The 18,474-nt window shown below is 57.4% G+C and carries 11 protein-coding genes; all 11 read left to right on the top strand.

Annotated features, from left to right (window positions below):
- Positions 1-6 precede the first annotated feature (6 nt).
- The 11 genes from ACZ500_RS11745 to ACZ500_RS11695 all read left to right on the top strand — a co-directional run bounded on the left by ACZ500_RS11745 (position 7) and on the right by ACZ500_RS11695 (position 18,377).
- On the top strand, positions 7-5,208 hold the full coding sequence (locus ACZ500_RS11745; RefSeq protein ID WP_464232666.1) for a DNA-directed RNA polymerase subunit beta: 5,202 nt from the start codon (positions 7-9) through the stop codon (positions 5,206-5,208).
- Between the two features lie 15 nt (positions 5,209-5,223).
- Entirely contained in the window at positions 5,224-6,429 is a 1,206-nt protein-coding gene (locus tag ACZ500_RS11740; protein ID WP_464232665.1) for a hypothetical protein, read from the top strand.
- 13 nt (positions 6,430-6,442) lie between these two features.
- Complete coding sequence (locus ACZ500_RS11735) at positions 6,443-7,552, top strand: RNA polymerase factor sigma-54 (RefSeq protein ID WP_464232664.1); 1,110 nt, start codon at positions 6,443-6,445, stop codon at positions 7,550-7,552.
- Complete coding sequence (locus ACZ500_RS11730) at positions 7,549-9,021, top strand: sigma-54-dependent transcriptional regulator (RefSeq protein WP_464232663.1); 1,473 nt, start codon at positions 7,549-7,551, stop codon at positions 9,019-9,021. The genes ACZ500_RS11735 and ACZ500_RS11730 overlap by 4 nt, the downstream gene beginning before the upstream one ends.
- Positions 9,022-9,449: 428 nt before the next feature.
- Complete coding sequence (locus ACZ500_RS11725) at positions 9,450-11,135, top strand: nucleoside hydrolase (protein WP_464232662.1); 1,686 nt, start codon at positions 9,450-9,452, stop codon at positions 11,133-11,135.
- A 148-nt stretch (positions 11,136-11,283) separates the two neighbouring features.
- On the top strand, positions 11,284-11,523 hold the full coding sequence (locus ACZ500_RS11720; RefSeq protein ID WP_464232661.1) for a hypothetical protein: 240 nt from the start codon (positions 11,284-11,286) through the stop codon (positions 11,521-11,523).
- An 85-nt stretch (positions 11,524-11,608) separates the two neighbouring features.
- The gene (locus tag ACZ500_RS11715; protein WP_464232660.1) at positions 11,609-13,006 is read left to right on the top strand and encodes an NYN domain-containing protein; all 1,398 of its coding nucleotides are present in this window, start codon (positions 11,609-11,611) and stop codon (positions 13,004-13,006) included.
- 467 nt (positions 13,007-13,473) lie between these two features.
- Positions 13,474-15,033 carry an ATP-binding protein gene (locus tag ACZ500_RS11710; protein WP_464232658.1) on the top strand — a complete coding sequence of 520 codons (1,560 nt, stop codon included), beginning with the start codon at positions 13,474-13,476 and terminating at the stop codon, positions 15,031-15,033.
- A 24-nt stretch (positions 15,034-15,057) separates the two neighbouring features.
- On the top strand, positions 15,058-15,969 hold the full coding sequence (locus tag ACZ500_RS11705) for a hypothetical protein (protein WP_464232656.1): 912 nt from the start codon (positions 15,058-15,060) through the stop codon (positions 15,967-15,969).
- 206 nt (positions 15,970-16,175) lie between these two features.
- Entirely contained in the window at positions 16,176-17,093 is a 918-nt protein-coding gene (locus ACZ500_RS11700) for a radical SAM protein (protein WP_464232655.1), read from the top strand.
- Between the two features lie 78 nt (positions 17,094-17,171).
- Positions 17,172-18,377, top strand: a complete 1,206-nt coding sequence (locus ACZ500_RS11695; protein WP_464232654.1) for a hypothetical protein — start codon at positions 17,172-17,174, stop codon at positions 18,375-18,377.
- Positions 18,378-18,474: the final 97 nt, after the last annotated feature.

Below are 18,474 nucleotides of genomic sequence, written 5' to 3'. Positions count from 1 at the left end.
CGCGCCATGACCGACCGCATCGACCTTTCCCACGTCAGCATCTCCCCCCACCAGAGTGCCTACGAGGCCTTTCTGCAATACGACCGATTTATTGAAGGCCTTGATTTCGATCCCAAAACAGGGCTCTATCACATGGCTAGGGAGGCCTTTGAGTCCTTCGATTGGAAAAGAGACGAGCCGGTTATCCGAGGAGTGAGGATCTACCCAGAGATCGGAAAGGGAGGCAATCGGCCTGACGAATCGGCCATCCGCAAGACGATCCAGGACCTGATCAAGTCATGGGACACTTATGGGTATCCCTATGCCGCCACCTCAATAGCCGTCGGGGGTGAGGAAGTGGTGCACGCTGGAGGCGTCCTGACTGAAGAGAGCCTAAGGAAAATTGAAGCGTTTAATGTGAAAGGCGATAGACCGATGGCAAAGGTCTCGCTCCTCGATCCCCGAGACGGCGAAGGCGGTATCGTCCATAATATCGTCATTCAGCGAGGCCAATCCTTTGACGGGAAGCTTCTCAGGAGGGTCCGTCAAGGGCATGCAACCCTGACAGGGTATCGTATCTACCTCCCCTTCGATTCATCTCGTGCCCTGGACATGCGTACGCTGGAGGAAGTCTCCTGGAGCACGCTTCGTGAGGGGGATGACCTGGGTATGCGCGTGGCCCTCGAATTTGAGGTGACGGAGGAACGGATCCTTACCTATGACGGGCAGGAAATTGGCAGGGTGTCAGGGACGCCTGAAAAGCTGGAGCGCGATTTGGGGGCTTTCCCCCTATTCACGCCAAAGGGAACTTTCGTCATTCAGGGGCAGGAACGGGTTCCTGTGATTCAGCTCCTCCCACGACCAGGTATCCACCTCTCGCCCATAGAAGTGGAAAAGGTATCGGAAAGGGCCATTCTCCTCAGGCCGGAGCAGGGTCCTTCTCTCAAGATCATGCATACGGGCCTTGACCAGGAGGGGTATTGCATGAACGTGGTCGCCCTGGGCCAGGCCCACGACCTGGCCCTCCTGCTCAAGGCCCTTGGCCTCTGGGATGAAGCGGAGAGGGCTTTTTCAGGCCACCAACGCCAGGCACCTCCTCCCCTGACCCTCCCTGAATCATGCCCTGAAACAACCTCGCTCCCCGTGGAGTGGGTGAGTCGCCTGCACACGCTGTTTCTCGCCGATCATGCCGGATTCACACTGGGAGACGGTGTCAGGAAGGAAATCAACCAGCGGCTCTCCGCTTCATTCCAAGCCCTTCAACTCCAGGCGCCAGGCAACTCGCGGCATTTGACTCCAGAGGATTTCTACGGCCTCATCCATTATCTTCGCCATGCAGCCCAAAACAGCCTCGAAGGGGACGACCCTTCTGACCTGGACCGCCTCAAGGCATTCCTCCTTCATGATCAGATTCAGCGGAACCTGGCCCCGGTATTTCAGGAATTGAAGGACGAGACTCAGGCGTTCCTCAACAAGGACCCGAATCCGTCCTACTTCCGGTGCACCTTTCGGCGCCCCGTGGACAGGACCCTCCGCGAGCTCTTTCAAGGGGAGCTCTGTCAGCCGACCGATGACACCAACCCTCTGGCCGAGATATCTTTGCGGCGCAAGATCACGCTCAAGGGGCCGGGGGGCATACGCCACATTGAGAGCATGCTACCCACCCACCGTCAGGTCCACCCCTCCCACTATGCAAGGGTGTGCCTGGCCGAGACCCCTGAATCCGAGAGCATGGGGCTCAACCTCCATCTGGCCCTTACGGCCCGCGTGGCGGATGGCACTATCAAGGCCGCATATCGGCTAAATGGCCAAAATGATCCCTGGTGGCTTTCGTTTGCCGACGAAAGGGCGCAGACCCTGGTTCCCGTCATGGCAGATGACCCACTGGCCCGTCCCATGGCGTTGGCCAGAAAGGCGGGCCGGGTGCAAGAGGTGTCGTCTGGCGAGATCACTGGCCAGGAGCTTTATACCGGCCAGATGTTGGGCATCGCCGCAGGCCTCATTCCATTCGTACAGCACAATGACAACAACCGCGTCATGATGGGGGCCAAAAACATGAAGCAGGCGGTGCCCCTCCTCTTTCCCGAAACGCCTCTGGTGCGGACAGGCTGGGAGGGACCGGCCGCGCGGATGAGCGGCCATGCGGTCTATGCGAGGGGAAGCGGCACGGTGGAGCAGGTTCTGGAAGACCGGATCACCATTCGGGCCGACGAAGGGGGCGAGGACGAGTACACCCTTCTGCCCATGCGGCCCACCTTCCACGGGACCATTACCTTTCACCGGGTGAGGGTGAAAAAAGGGGACGAAGTGATAGAAGGCCAGGCCCTTGCGGACGGGGCCTGCACAAGAGACGGTGAACTGGCCCTCGGCGTCAATCTGCTGGCGGCCTATATGCCTTATTACGGCCTCAATTTTGAGGACGGGATCGTGATCAGCGACCGGCTCGTCAAGGAGGATGTCCTCACCTCCCTGCACCTGCGGGCAGAGGAGATCGAGGTATATGGGGACGAAGACGACGCGAGCGGCCCCTTGAAAAAGGCCAGTCCGGGTCTGCGAAAAGAGATGCTGGAGTTCATAACGTTTCAAGGCTGCTTCGTCAAACCCGGTCAGGAGGTCCGACAGGGGGACAAGCTCTTTTCCAAGTACAAGAGGACCTCCATTCAGGAGACATCAGTCAGCGACAATAAGAAAGACCAGGGACCCAAGATCACTAGACATTACGCGTCGGTGAACGGGACTGTGGTGTATATTGAACGGATCCCGGTTCTGGAACATGCCACCCAGGCCGATCGGGTTCGTTTCAAGCGGGTCTGCTGGATTCTAGAAGAGCGGAAGGTGGCGGTAGGGGACAAGCTCATGGGCCGCCATGGCAACAAGGGGGTGATTTCCCGCATTCTCCCCTCGCACGAGATGCCGCACCTGGAGGACGGCACCCCCGTTGATATCCTCCTCAATCCCCATGGGGTCGTCTCCCGCATGAACCTGGGCCAGATCCTGGAGACCCACCTGGGCTGGATCCTTCGGCACGACCCCAAAAAGTACCAACAGATGGCAGTTGTCCCGCCCTTTCAGAAGGTTCCCGAGGAAGAGATTCAGGGTGCCTTTGGCGTCCTCATGCATACGGGAATCACGCCTGAGGGAAAGGCCCATCTCTGGGACCCCCGGGGTGGGGAGCGGATCAAGGCCCCGGTCACGGTGGGGTATCAGTATTTCATGAAGCTCAATCATTTCGTGGAAGACAAGATCCATACCCGGGAGACCGGGGACCTGGCGCTCATCACGGGCCAGCCGGTCAAGGGAAGGCGGCGGGGGGGCGGCCAGCGCCTCGGGGAGATGGAGGTGTGGGGTCTCCTGGTCCACGGCGCAAGAACCCTTCTCCAGGAGTTTCTGACCCTCAAGGCCGATGCCCCAAAAGAGGTTAGGCGCAAGCTTTCCCGGGATTACCTGAACATTGCCGGGAAACCGTATGCGCCTTTTCCGGAGACCCTGAGGTCTGCCGTGATGCTCCTGCGGGGTCTTGGATTGGACCTCCGCTTCCATCAGAAGGACAAAACGCCCCTGGAGATCCGTGGCAAAATGGCTGACCTGGACCATGCCTCCATTCGCTTTGCCGACGAATCGACCATCAAGGCATGGGCCAGGAAAAACAAGGTAGAGGAGGGCGATAGACCCATTCTGGTCAAGGGCGCATTCGAAAAGAAAACGAAGGGCCTCTTCGATCCGGCCATTTTCAAGGACAGCCGGTTCGACATGGGGTATATCGAACTGGTCGAGCCGGTTATCCATCCCCTTTTCTACCCCCTTCTGCGCAGGTGGCTCAAGACACGGGCGCCCCAGGCCGGGAATTGGGATCCTACAGGACACGGACGCCAGGACCTCCTGAGCTTTGCCGCTGCCCTGGTTTCAACAGATCTTGAGGAGGCCGCTCCCCTGCTACCCCGCGCCTTTTTCACCGTCCCTGCGGATGGCGAATTCCTGGCAGGGGCATCTTTTGTAGCGCGCCTGAAGGACGAGGCTCCACGTACGGGGGCAACCGTGGATCCTGTCCTGGAACAGTCCCTCATTCGCGTATTGCCCGTCCTTCCCCTCGACTTCAGACCCCTTCGCGACGGCCATGGGGCCGTGATCATAAATTCATCCCTGAATGACCTGTACCGCAAGGTCCTACTCGCAAACCGTGCCCTCCTGGATGCCCTTTCATTTGGGCAACCGGGCAGGGCACTGTTCTATGCGAGGGCCGGGCTCCAGAAAGCGGTCAACCGGCTCATGCTCGGCGATAACCCCGCCGAGCCGGGCGCTGAAAAGGGGATCGCCGGGCTCATCAAGGGAAAGGAAGGGATCTTTCGCATGCACCTTTTAGGAAAACGGGTGGATGCATCGGCCCGGAGCGTGATCGTGCCCATGCCGGAGCTGAGGTTGGACCAGGTGGGCATCCCCCTGGAACTCGCTATCGGGCTGGTCAGGAGCAGGCTCCTGGCGGTTCTTGCCGAACCGCAACAGGGGGAAAAGGAAAAGGATGCCCTGAAACGGGCCGAGGCAATCGTTGCGAATCTCCATGAGCCTGTCTGGAGGGAGGTGGTCCGAAAACGCGTATTTGAAGAAATCCTGAAAGACGCTTGGCTCGTGCTCAACCGGGCGCCCAGCCTGCACAAATACAATGTGCTCGCCTTCAGGCCCGTCCATGTCCCCCACAAGGCCATTGGGCTCCATCCCCTCGTATGCGGCATGTTCAATGCGGACTTCGACGGGGACCAGATGGCCGTTCACCTCCCCCTGAACCCGCAGGCTATGAAGGAGGCCGAAATCCAGCTCAACCCGGTGAACAATCTTCTGTCTGCAGCGCATGGGGGAACCATGCTCCATCTCACCCAGGACATCGCCCTCGGGATCTACCTCCTCACCTCATCACCGGAGGGTCGAAAGACATTTGCCGAGTGGTTTGGCGGCCAAATCCCCGAGCCCTCGGAGGCCGTTACAAAGAAGCAGCTGGCGGGCCTGGTTGTAGAGTTTTACAGAAAGACGAAAGATCCCCAGGCCACGACACGCCTGGCCCAACGGATCATGGAGGAGGGGTTCCGAGAGGCGACGGTGGCCGGAATAACCTTCTCAATCTTTGATGTGCCGTTGGTGAGCCACGGGGAGTTGGATGGGCTGAAAAGCCAGTTTGCTAATGTAAGGGACGTTGAAGGGGCCGTGAAAGTGAAAATGCGCAGCCTCTGTGGAATCTAAGGAGGAGACAGAACCATGCCGCAGGATTACCAAAAGGGACCGGTGGCCCTGATGGCCCGTTCCGGGGCCCGTGGAGACATGGACCAGATGGTGCAACTGGGAGGGGTCCGGGGGGTGCTGACCGATATGGCGATGAGGCCCCTGGAGATGCCGGTCTGGGAGAACTTTCGGGAAGGGATCGGACCCTTGGGCTTTTACCTCGGAAGCCACGGGGCCAGGAGGAGCATATGCGAAAAAAAGCTCAAGACCGCGCCTGCAGGAGAACTGACCCGTCTCATGGTGGAGACGGGGTATGAGTGCGTGGTTCGAATGGACGACTGCAAGACCAAAAAGGGGGTGTCCCTGCGGCCTTTTCCTCCTACAGAGAGGGAGCCTTTCAAAGGGCTCCCTGGACTGGCCAGACGTCTGGTGGGCCGGGTGGAGACAGCGACCGGCCAGGTGATCGACGAAGAACGGGCCCGGGCGTTGGAAAAAGAAGGGAAGCCGGTTTTGGTTCGCTCTCCCCTTGCGTGCGAGGCACACACCACCCATGGGCCTGGGGCGCTCTGCCGCAAGTGCTGCGGTTGGGACCTGTCCAAACGGCATCCTGCCGAGAAAGGACTTCCCGCAGGAATCCTGGCCGGCCAGTCCATCGGCGAACGGGGGACCCAACTCACCATGCGCACTTTTCATACGGGGGGGGTAGGCGGAAACGCCATCACCTCGGGCCTGGAGCGGGTCCGCGGGCTCCTCTCGAACCGAAACATCGCCGTTCCATCCTATAGGATCATCCGTCCAGGGAACAGCTCATTTAACCCAGGCGATGAACCGGACGCATGGTCTTTCCTCCTGGGCTGCGCGGGCCTGGAAGAAAGTGGATTACCGGACTGGGAGCCTGTCGAGCTGCCTTCCGGACAGCGCCCCGAAATGCGACGCGCCTCAGAATATTTAGGAGAAATGGACGATTTCTGCGCCATCTTTGCTTATGAATTTCATGCCATTTACAAGGGCGCGGTAGACGAGAGACACCTCGAAACGATCCTTCGAGGAATGCTACGGTGGACGGACAAGGGGAAGCCCTATCTGACAGGCGTATACCGTGCGCCCCTGGAAAAGGAGGGCTTCCTTGCCGGGGCGTCCTTCAGAAGGGGCCTGGAGGTCCTTGTCCAGGCAGCTCTCGAAGGCAAGACGGACAGGATGTTGGGCTACAAGGAGAGACTCATCGCGGGGAAACTGGTCTGAAAGGGGCTGCGCTATGGCTTCAGCAGGGACAGGCAAAGGAAAGGGCAAAGGCAAGAGGCCGGGGCAGGAAAAGATTCCAGGGCCGGAGGTGGCGCCCCAGACAGAGGTGGCCCAAGATCGTGCCATAACTCTCGCGGACGCGATTGAGCGGCTTGATGAGGTTATCAATGATTCCCCGCCACCTCGCACGGAGGATCCAGGCCTCGACAGCGCGCCGGATGAAGATGACTGGGATGCACATGAATATGATGAGGAAGGCCCCCACAGGGATGAGGATGACCCGGCGGAATACGCCGGAGGGGACGCCCTGCTGGAAGCCCCGGGGCCGGGTCAAGACCCTCTCCCTTGGCCACGCATCGTGTTTGACCGCACCGGGGGAGTGGTGATCCCTGCGGAAAGCCGTCTCCAGAGGCGGATCGGTGGGATGGAGGCGCCCTCACCCGCACTGATGGTTCGGCTCGAAGCCATCCGCCTGATAAGAGCGGTGGCCGAGAGGATCATGTGGGAATGGAAGGCTATCCTCCTCGACCCTCAAAAGGGGCCTCACGACCTTCCCCCCGTCACCCAGAAGGAATTTGCCGATCGTGCGGGCATCGCGGATAAAAGCCGCATGAATCGCATCGTACAGGGCAGTTACGTGAAGACCCCACATTGGGGCATTCTCTCCATGTCTCAGTTCTTCAGGGCTGCGGAAGCCAGAGAAGAAGCCTGGGATCAGGTGCTGGACGACGCTATCCGCTGGATAAAGACAGAAGAGGTAAGATCCCCTAGCAGTAGTGTGAAAATTTGGGCAGGTGTGAAGCAGATCCTTTTTGCAAACAACATAACAGTTCCCACGAGCGAACGCATGCTGCGAAAACGGCTGAACGAGCGGGGGATTCCCGCAGACTCTGCGACCCGAAGAGAGATCTATACATACGTAAAGAAATGGTGGCGTGACAACGGGAAACCGGAGAAATATCCCATTTCTATGATTCCCTCGCTTAGGGACCTCTTGATCGATCAGTATGGTCTGTTTTCCTCCAAGGTCGGAATGGAGGTCCAAAAGGACAAATACTGGCCGTTTGTGAAAGAACGGATGGAGGAGGTGCTCCGATACCTGCAGGTGGAACTAATTCCATGACCAAGGAAAGGAAGGCCAAGAGCATGTCCAACATCTATGTCAATTACAAGGACATCCAAAGCGAGCTTGAAGGTCTTGGACTGGATTGTCTCGACAGACCTTCAGGGATAAAGGAAGGCGAGACGCTCGCCGCTGTCCTGCGGTTCCCGCGGACCGAAGAAGAAAAAGACCATCGTGACGTAGGGCGTGTGATCGCCGAACACACGGACAAGACTCATATACCGGTCATAGTCCTGGACAACCAGTATAACCCTGGTCATGCCTCAGGGGTATGGCTCAGAAAGAACGTGGTACGATACCTCCCATTGGACGACCCCGGCACCTTTGAGGAGGTGAAGCGATTCCTTCTGGAGCGGATGCGTCGAAAAAAGAGGCAACTGGAACTGACGGACCAGGAGGTGCTAAAGGTTGGCTGGTCCGTCAAAATCGAAGAAGGGCGGGATGAGGAGGCCAATCTGGTCAGCCTGTTCGTGGGAAGCATGGGCCGCTTCATGGTGGAGCTCAAGACCCTCCTCGACATTATCAGACCGGAAGCCGAAAAGAGCATAAACGACAGATCGATCCTGAGCGCAAAAGATTTCCAACAGGTCGATCTCGAGAAGGTCATGGAGTTCCAGAGGGCTGTCAATGCGGGTAAGAGGCGTTTGGAATTTGAAGGCAAAACCTTTACGCTTCAGGAGATAAAGGACTGGCTTCGCAAAGCCGGTTCGGCCTCTTTGTTTAGCCGTCCGGCCAGACAGATGCGCAACCACATCATCATCGAAGGGGAAACTGGGAGCGGAAAGACTCTTATTGCCCGATTCATTCACGATTACGTGTATCGTGAACTCCAGGCCGGCAAACTGGTCAAGGTCAACTGCGCCAATCTGGGAGAAAAGATTATGGAGACCCAGCTCTTCGGTTCTATGCAGGGCGCCTACACGGACGCCCGAACCCGGCCCGGCGCAATTTTGGAGGCGTACCATGGCACGGTATTCCTGGATGAAATCGGAGAACTGACTGCCGAGCTTCAGGCGCGGCTCCTGAGCTATCTGGATACACAGACGCTTTGCCCCGACGGATGGTATGGCGACCCACTCCATGTCCCTTCGCTGGTGGTGGCCGCCACCAACCGGCATCTTGCAGTGGAGGTGGAAAGAGGTGCCTTTCGGCGGGATCTGCACCATCGGCTGGGCTTCACCGTGACCATCCCACCCCTCCGGAACAGGCTGGCTGATCTGGAACGGCTGGTGGATTTCGTACTTCAGAACCCCCTGATCAACCCATGGTGGGACAAAGAGAAACGGGTGGTTCAGGCTATCTCTAAGAAGGCCCTGGAAATCCTGCGACACCATCCCTTCCCCGGCAATTTCAGAGAGCTGGAGCAAGTCCTTCGACAGGCCTGCGTCTTTGCCCAGACCCAGGGGCTGCGCGTCATTACCGAGGATATCCTGAGACACCAGGGCCTTCAAAGAGAATACTGCCCATGAGCGCGTATCTGAAGGATCTCAACGACGACGGTCGGTAAAGAGTGGTGGAGACGGCCCTTCAGGCTGTACTAAAGAGGTTGTTTTTCAATGTCGTTCACTTAATACGGATGCCGCGATATGGGAACATTCGAGGTTGTTCGGGCGAGAGCCATACCCAAGATCTCTTTCCGATTTATGCATCTCGGCGTTCGCCAAGGTGACGGTTGGTGTGATATGGATTTCTAGAAGTTAATAATAATGAAGTTGAACCTGCAAATGAAGCATAGCGAGGTTTTGTTTTTCATCATGATAGAAAAACTGAGAATAAGACAATAAATAAAAGTTGATGCGATCGGTTGTCGCATTAGGTCCGACTAGTTTTGCAAAGACGGGCAGGGATTCAACCCAAAAAGGCTTGCAGTTTTAACCGACAAAAGGAGGTCCAGGAGATGCCCAATTGGGAATTCAAGTTCACCTTCCGCGACAACCGGATGGCAGACGGCTTTTTCAAACTGATTACCGGGCTCAGGGAAGTCGGCGGGTATCAGTGTCGCCATCATGGGAAACACCGCGTCCGGTACACAGATTACTATTTCGATACCGACGACCTGGGTCTTGAAAGGCAGGGGATCGTGCTCCGGGCGAGGCAACAAAAGGGGCTCGGCACCCAGCTAATCATGAAAAAGCAGGCTATCGGACCCAATCGGGAGCTGGTTTACCACAAGACTGCCCCTTTTCCCCTGGGGATACACGGCCTCAAGGGTCTGTTGGATGGGGAGTTCCCCAAACAGATTGAGACCATTACAGGGCTTATCACGGGAATGGAAACCCTGAGGCCTGTTGTGACTCTGGAGGTGCGGAGACAGGTGGTGGAGCTGAACCACCCCAAGGGCGTGGTCGCGCAGCTCCATCTGGATTACATTCAGGCAAAACTGCCCGGAAGCGAGCCTGTTGTGGCCGAGGATTACGAGGTGGAACTCAAGTCCGACCTGGAGACTTTTCCCCAGGCCGACACCCTTCGGGAATACCTTCAGAGCGTCTTCGGGCTTATCCCCATTACCCGATCCAAGCTGAGGCGGATGACCCGTTTCATCCGCCATAGCCAGGATTGCACTGCCTGCCGCAAGGTGATCCTCGACATGGATCCGGGTGTGGACGACGCCCTGGCCCTGATCTTGGCTCTACAGTCCAGGGAACTGGACGTTCTGGGCATTACCGTTACCGGCGGGAATGTCTCCCTGAATCAGACCGTCAGAAATGCCTGCGCTGTGCTGACCCTGCTCAAGAAGCACCGGCCCAGCCTGGCCGCACCTCCCGTAGCGCCGGGCGAATCCCTCAGGGAGGGAATCGAGGATGCAGCCAATGTCCACGGCCCGGACGGACTCGGAGGCGTTTGCGACAGGCACCTGGATACGGACCTGTTGCCTGGGCCGGACGACAGGGCCTCCGACCTCTTCCGTCGTCTCATGTATGCCCACGAGCCGGGAACCATCACCCTCATTGCCACCGGGCCACTCACCAATCTGGCCCGATGGATTCGAGAATGTCCGGAGGCGGTCAACCGGCTCAAAGAGGTGATCGTGATGGGCGGCGTCTTTTTCCAGGCCGGAAACCGGAGCCAGGCGGCTGAATTCAACGTGCACAGCGACCCTAAGGCGGCCCGGGCGGTCGTTGAATTCTGCAGAAAACCCCAGTCCGACGCCGCCTATACCTGGAGGGAAACCCTCCCTCTCACATTCGTCGGCCTCGACGTCACTCATCAGGTGCGGCTGAGAAGGGAATGGGTGGAAGAGGCTGCCCGAAAGCGCGCGAAGAGCCCCGTCACGTCCTTTATACAGGAGGTGACGTCCCACTATATGGACTTTTATTATCACAACGAGGGCTTGAACGGCTGCTATCTGCACGACCCCCTCACCATAGCCTATGCCATAGACCCGTCTCTCTGCCAGGCCGAGCAGTACCATGTGGAGGTGGAGGACCGGGGCAAGTTCACCTCGGGCATGACCGTCGCAGACTATCGGCCTACCCGATTGTATAAGGACAAGATCAGGGAGGTGACCTGGGTCTGCTACAAGGTGGATGCCGATCGGTTCGAGACCCTGTTCCGACAAAGGGTCCTGGGACTCTCCGCATAGGGGCGGAAGACTCTCGGATAGCCGACTGCAGGCCAGCAAGCTTCTTCAAGCCGGATACACGGTGGGCGCATGTTTCACAGTCCCTTTGCAGAAGGAATAAAAACCGGGAAGAATGTTTGGTGCAAGCAGTTCAACAGGAGGTGGAGAAATGAGACGAATGCGAGTCATCGACCTTGCAAAGGAACTTCACTTGACTCCGAAGGAGGTCATCGAGGCGCCGAGGCGGCACGGGACTCTCACGACGAGTTTCATGAGTTCCCTTGACGATGAATTGCAGAATACGGCCAGGGAGATCCTGACGGAGGCCTGCTTTCCAGCCGGACCAGAACCTACCCCCCCCGTACCATTGTCAGGCGGGGAATCAGAAGGGCGGTTCAGTCCAAGATAACCCGTTCGCCTGATGAAAGCAGATAGAATTTTGGCCCTCTGACCGCGGTCCGACACTAAAACATGATTTTTATGCTGAGGAAGTTATGGAAAACGAACGTCATATCGCGGTGTTCATGGATTACGACAATCTGGCTGTGGACCCGCAGTTGGTCTCGGATTTCCTTCAGGAAAAGGGCCGTGTAGTACTCAGAAGGGCCTTTGGCGATGCCATGAGGGATGCCAGAATCCGCCAGGGCATGGTCGAAAGCGGGACTGTATTCATAGATAGGCCCCGTTTTGGCCTTCCCGACCATCAAGGCAATGACATCTGCCTGACCATAGAGGTTATGGAGGTTCTTGCCACCAGGCCGAACATAACGACCGTTGTTCTTATTACCAGTGACAGTGATTACACTCCGCTGCTGGTCAAAATTCGCGAATACGGAAAAGAAGCGTTCATCATTGGCAGACGTGGGACATCCGGATCCCTGGTTCGCCTTGCAGACAGGTTTATTGTCTACGAGGAATTAGCCAGGCAGGAGCGTCTGCCCGCCGAGTCTCCTGTCGAATCGGCCCGATTTCTTTTACAAAGGGCCGAAAAGGCCATAGTGGAAAAGGGATCGAGCCTGCATATCCAGAATATCGAACAGGTCATGCTGAGGCTCGATCCGTCCTTCGACTATAAAGCACTGGGATACGCGACGTTTGGATCCTTTATGAAGAGCATAAAAGGCCCGGATGAGCGGGGAGAAGAGAACGGGCCATCTGCCGAAACCGTCTCTTGGGATGGCAGTTGGGAAAATGCCATTCATATTCTGCGTAAGGCATTGGATATCCTCGCGGAGGAAAGAAAAGAACCTTATATCGCCCTTCTCAGCACGACAATGAAGCGGGTTGCTCCGGGATTTGATCATCAGAGGTTATCCACTAAAAAATTCTCTGAGTTTCTGCAGGGGGTAATGGAAAGAGCATCGGATTTCGAAATGATCAATGACGAATTCGACTTCAAGAGAGAGACAATTTGGGGTCGGGTTCTTCGACACAACAACTTGAGGCCTATGCCGGAATACAGGGAGGGCATTTTGAAAGCCTTTCTTGATTATTATCACGAGAATCAGGACAGTGTAAATTTGAGCTTAAAAGATGCAGCCATAAACTTGGCGAAGTCCATTTCTATAGCCAAGAGACCGGTTAATGAAATTATGATGGCGATAAAATTTTCTGGTCTTCTTGTCCCTATCTCTGGCGAAGGGTATGTGACCTTTGGGATTCCTTTCCGAATAACGGACGAGGCGGGTTTATCCGAAGCAGTGGCCAAGGTATATCTGAGACGAATGCTCAGAGCAAGACCTGCGAGATCTTCCGATTTCCCTCTTATTTCAACGATGTTATATGGTGAAGGAACCCGGGTGGCTTTGCTTCAGAAATTGCTTGCGGCTCTTATTCAGGAACAGGAGGTAGAATTTGTTAACAATCAATATGTTTCTACGAACAAGAATTGATGGGCTTGCAACAATTCGAAAGCACTCAGTTTCAATCACTCCGGCGGTGTCTTTTCCGGAGTCGATCAAGGAGCGGGAATTTTCTGCTATCAGGTAGTTATATAACTTCTGGAACCGGTCTCCCGGATAAGAACATAGGACAGGTATTTTCAGCAGCCTGAAAACACATCCTTTTTGACTCTTCAAAAAACAGGCAAAACGAGGGATGTCACAGCCTTATTGGCGTTGAGTAAGAGAAGAAGAATCTGTAAGGCCACAAGCAGTTGCGGCTGTGGCTTTCCGAAAGCTCCCACCAAATACCCCTTTCAGCAGATGTCACCGCGAACGCTTCGCCGGGGTCAAGATCTCGTGGCAGGTTGTGTGCCCTCGTACCCCTCTTTTTGGTAATCACATTGCTATTGGAATAAGAAGGGCCTTTCCAGGCCCTTCTTAGCTCTGAACCCTCATCCCACCAGGAGGAATTTACCATGGCAAGAAGCGTTTATGATCCGGATGCCTTTTGCAGCGACTTGACGCGCGTGATTCAGTCCTCGCGGCTGAGCCGGGCCGTGAGGGCCTGCATTCTGACCACCCGGGACCGAAGCCAGGCCTTGAGCATGGTGCGAAAGACCGGACTGGAATGCGGAGTGCCTCTCTACCATTTCACTGTGGCAGGCCGGTCACGCTACAATCCCGATGTCTTTCGCTGGGACCCGGTAGGGGCCGGCGCCATGGACGGTCCCGCTCTTCTGGCCAGCGCCCGGGACCTGCGTGGAGGCGGCGTTGTGATCCTCGAAGATTGCGCCCTGTTTCTTCAGGACCAGGGAGGGAATCAGGTGATGCGTATGACCCTCGCACAGATGCTCTCCGCCGAAACGCTCTCGGAAGGGCTGGTGCTCATTTTTCTGGAGCCGCCCGAGTCGGCCAGCCGCCTCCCCGGCATCCTGGCCGACCAGTTCGTGCGGCTTGATCTCCCCTATCCGCGGTTGCGGGAATTGGAGGCCCTGGCGAGGGAGGAAGTGGCCATGCTCCTCCACCGGCAGGGAATCTCGCCGGACGTCAAACGCATCCAACAGGAGGCCAGCCGCCTCGCATCTGGCATGGTGGGGCTCACCCGCAGCGCGGCCAGGGACAGTCTGCAGGACGCCCTGGCCCCCAACCCGACGGACTTTCGAGGCGCTTGTGAGCGGCTGGAGCAGCGGAAGTCCCAGCAGTTGAGCCGGGAACTGGCCATGAACGTGCTCGATACCCAGGATGTGGAAGAACCCATCGGGCTGGACTATCTGATAGAGGATCTTCGGGTGGGGAGGGAGCGGATGCGCACGCCTGGTCCGGGAAGGGCGAGAGGGATCCTCCTGATCGGGCCTCCTGGCACAGGCAAGACGATGATAGCCCGGAGCATTGGAAAGGTGGTTGATCTCCCCGTTGTGGAGTTCCGGATCTCCTCTCTCATGAACTCCCTTCTCGGCGAGACTGAGCAGCGCTTCAGCAGGGCCTTCGCAGTCCTTGAAACCCTTAGCCCCAACGTGGTCTTCATCGACGAGATCGAAAAAGCCTTTGGCGATTCCTCCGAGCGCGACGGAGGCACCATGATGCGCGTGACCGGGTCCCTCCTGAGCTGGCTCTCGGACAACCCCTATCCCAATTTCATCGTAGCCACCTCCAACAGTCTCAGCCGCATGGGCGAGGTGGGCCTCACCATGACCCGGAGCGAACGCTTTGACGCGGCCTATTTTGTGGACATGCCCAGCCTGGCCTCCCGGGAGAAGATGTTCCATCGCTGGCTCGCCCCCTTTGTGTGTGATCCTGCCGGGATGGCGTCCGAATTGGCCAGAGTGACCGAAAAATTTTCCGGCGCAGATATCTTTTCTCTCGTGAAGAAGGCCGGCACCCGGGCGGAGCATGGCGGGCAGGGCTTCATGTTGCCCCTCCTCAAAGAGGAGGTCGAGAAAAAGCGCATGAGGGCCCTGGTACTCTACGACCAGTTCAGGGAGCTGCGTGAGTGGGGCAGGATGTATTGTGACCCTGCCGGACCCACCGACGCGTGACGAACACTCAAAGGAGAACACGATATGAGTAACACGAGCAGCATTTCCCCCTACGAGAACGATTCGGAGATCAGCAACTCCTACAGCTACGAACCTAGGGATACCGGTGGCTCTTCGAGCTTAGGAGGCATCTGCGCCGGGGCTTGCAACCTTGTGCGATGGTTTTGCCAATCCGAAGACGAAGACCGGGCTGCGGTTGACAGGTCCAGAAAGCTGCAGCGGGACGAACGGCTCAAGGGTTTTTTGGCCACGGGCGAGACCCACCGCATTACCACGACAAGGCTGACCCTCCCGTCCCTGGAACCCCTGCTCCAATCAGCCCAGAAGCTCGGATATGCGCCTATGCCTCTGAGCGCTCCTTCTCCCTCTCTGATGACCCGGACTGCCGAGCGGCTTGGCTCGATTTCCACCCCGTTGAGCATGCGGGGATCGTTCTCGCTCTCCCCATCGACGCCAAGACTCGGGGATGCCCCCGCGGCCATTGCCCGCCGGGCACCGTCCTCCGTCCTCTTGCAAAAGGATACGGGCGAGCGGCTTGCCATCTTCAAGGACAAGGACGGACTGATGCTGACCACGGCCGGGGACATGAAACAGGTCCATGCCCTTATGCGGCAGCACACCCAGGACCGGGTCCTGGAACATCTCGGGAAACGCATGGCTATGGACATTCAAACCGCCAGGCTTGCAAACGGCGAGGTGCAGATTTCGGCCAGGGAGACCTCCCTCCGGCACGGCGACGGGCAGGCGCGCATGAAGGTTCAAGTCCGTGAGGACGGAAGGCTCTGGGTGGATGTGGACGGGCTCAGGAGCAAGCGATGCGAGGAGGAGATCTCAGGGCTTGCAGAGGCAGTGGGCGGCGAGATCACATCCATGAAGAAGAAACTCCTGGGCTTTACCCTGCCCGGGGAACCCGCCCGTACGCGGCTGAAGGTGTAGCGATGCAGCGAAGAATTTCCCGAATGCGGGTGGACGAACAGGGCCGGCTCGAAGTCGTGGACCCTGGGTTTGACGCGGTTCCCCTCCTCAAATCTCTCGACCCTGCATTTCGTGTCCTCACAGGCCGTCTTCCTGGTTTTGAAAAGCCCCGATTTCTGACTCTTCGAAAGATCGGTTGTGGCTTCTCTAAAACCGACTTGAAAAGCATGGCGGAAGAGCAATTGTGGGCCGTTCACGAAAAAACCATGGCAGGTTCAAACGAGCCAAAGCGCGGACCTGACGAGGCCAGCACCCTCGACCTGAAGATCGAACTCGCGCTACGCCTCCTTGCGGCTTGCAGGCTGTGCGGCCGAAGGTGCAAGGTCAACCGCCTGCAAGGGGAACGGGGAAGCTGCGGCCTGGGAAGCGAGGCTTTCGTTGCAGAACACTATGTCCACATCGCCGAGGAGCCGGGCATCAATCCGTCGCATATTCTTAGCCTGTATGGCTGCGGCCTTCGCTGCCGCTTCTGCCAGCAGAGCCATCTCCTCGGTACACCTCCCGGGGGCGCAGAACGTCTTTCCCCGCAAAGCCTTTCAAGCTTCACCATGAAGGGCGCCCGCTCCTTTTCCTTCATGGGCGGCAACCCCGACGAATCCCTCTTTGGCATACTCCAATTCCTTCACTGTCTTCCTGAGGGCTGGAGACTCCCTGTGGTATGGAATTCCAATGCCTATGGTACGCCGGAGACTCTGAGTCTCCTCCACGGCCTAGTAGATGCCTATGTGCCCGATCTGAAATTTTTTTCGGCAGATTGTGCACAGGCCATCGCCTCAGCGTCTGACTACCCAGCTGCAGCCAAGGTCTCCATCCAGAACATGCTGGGTCAGGGCGTCCCAGTCATTGTTCGCATCCTCGTCCTCCCCGGGCACAACGATTGCTGCCATCTCCCGTCACTCCGTTTCCTTGCGGGTTTGGATCAATGCAACCTCTTCGTCTCTGTCCGTGGACAATACTGCCCCGACGGATCCATCACCGCTTCAGACGCCCCTCTTTGCAGAAGGCCGACACGGGAGGAGATTGCAAACGTTCGAGAGGAGACAGCCGCCCTGGGGCTCGCAACCGCCTGGCCTGACCCGGACTGAGTTCACTTGACACCCCTTGTCGGGATTGGAGTTGCTAAATATAAATTGAACTTTCCACCCGAAATTAGGAGGCGCTGCATGGAGGCAGTCGGTCAGATCGTTCGCAATCTTGTGGTATTCCTGATGTGCCTGGTGGGACTTCTCGCCTTTGTTTTACTGAATGTCCTCATGATCCCAACCAATTATCTCGCCACATCGTTTGCCTTTTATCTGCTGGGCTACGACGGCATGCCCGCGGAAAGCGACCTGTTGATCGGTCCCTATATGGGCGGCTTCTTTCAGGGAGCCTCGGTCACTCAGTTCTTTGCCATGGTGCTGACCCTTGCCTGTTTCTTCGGCCTCTTTGTGGCCTTTCATTCCCTGTTTCATATCTTCAAGCTCCTGGATGACCGGAAGGCGTACCTCCTCCAGTCGGATCCCGAGAGCGCCGCCATAGCTAGCCGAATGCTGCTGCGGGAGGCATTTCTCCTCTTCGTCCTGTGGGTGCCGCCACTCGTATGGATCCTTCATTGGGATATGGAACTCTTCCGGCTCCGCTCCATTGCAGGCGCCCTGGCCATAGAAGATCCAGCCGTGGCCTCCCAGCTCCTGAACTGGGAGGAGCAGATGAAAGAAAACTCCCTCCAGTGGGCTTGGCCGATGACCCAGATGGGCGCATGGGGTTATCTGGCCATGACCGCTGTGGCATGCCTGGGTATAGAGTACAGCATGGGTAAGACATCCAATGCCTGGGCAAGAATCCTTTCCTCCATCCAGGGGCTCTTTGGCGAGGGTGCGGCCAAAGCCCAAGAGGTGGACTTCTACGGATACGACCTGGATGGCCAACCTGTTTATGATCCAAACAGCCCGATCGCCTATGATGTGTACGGTCAGCCGCTTGCGCATGAAGAAGCCAGCCCGGTGCCACCCGATACAAAGATCCAGCCGCCCTTTGCTGAAGAGTTCGCAGACACGAGCCAGGGCCTGCCCATTGGGGCGGTTCAGGGCGCCAACGGATACCACCAGGAGCCGCAGTCGTCGAACCTGAGCCAGCCGTACCTCTGGGACCCGGCCGAGCCGGAAGCTACCCCCTCTGAAAGGGCTGCCGCTGGACATGATCGCGGAGCCCCGGCCGGCTCAGAGGCCCTGCATGAAGTGATTGGCGGACCCACCGGACAGAAGGTGATACTGCAACAGGCTCTTGCGGACAAGACACGTTACTGGGTGGACCCGGAACGGCTACAGGTATGGGATGCCGGGTACCGGGAGGCCCTGTTTGGCGAAAATTTCAAAAAGGCGGCTTGATCCTATTGGTTCATTTCCCCCTGCTTTTATTCCGGCGACCGTAAACCATCGAATGCGCATCGAAATCACATCGGCTTAGTCCCCGTCTCCAATTTGG

This window comes from Desulfatiglans parachlorophenolica (genome assembly GCF_055394735.1).
The sequence above is the reverse complement of the archived record's forward strand: the minus strand, read 5'-3'. Positions and strand labels throughout refer to the sequence as shown.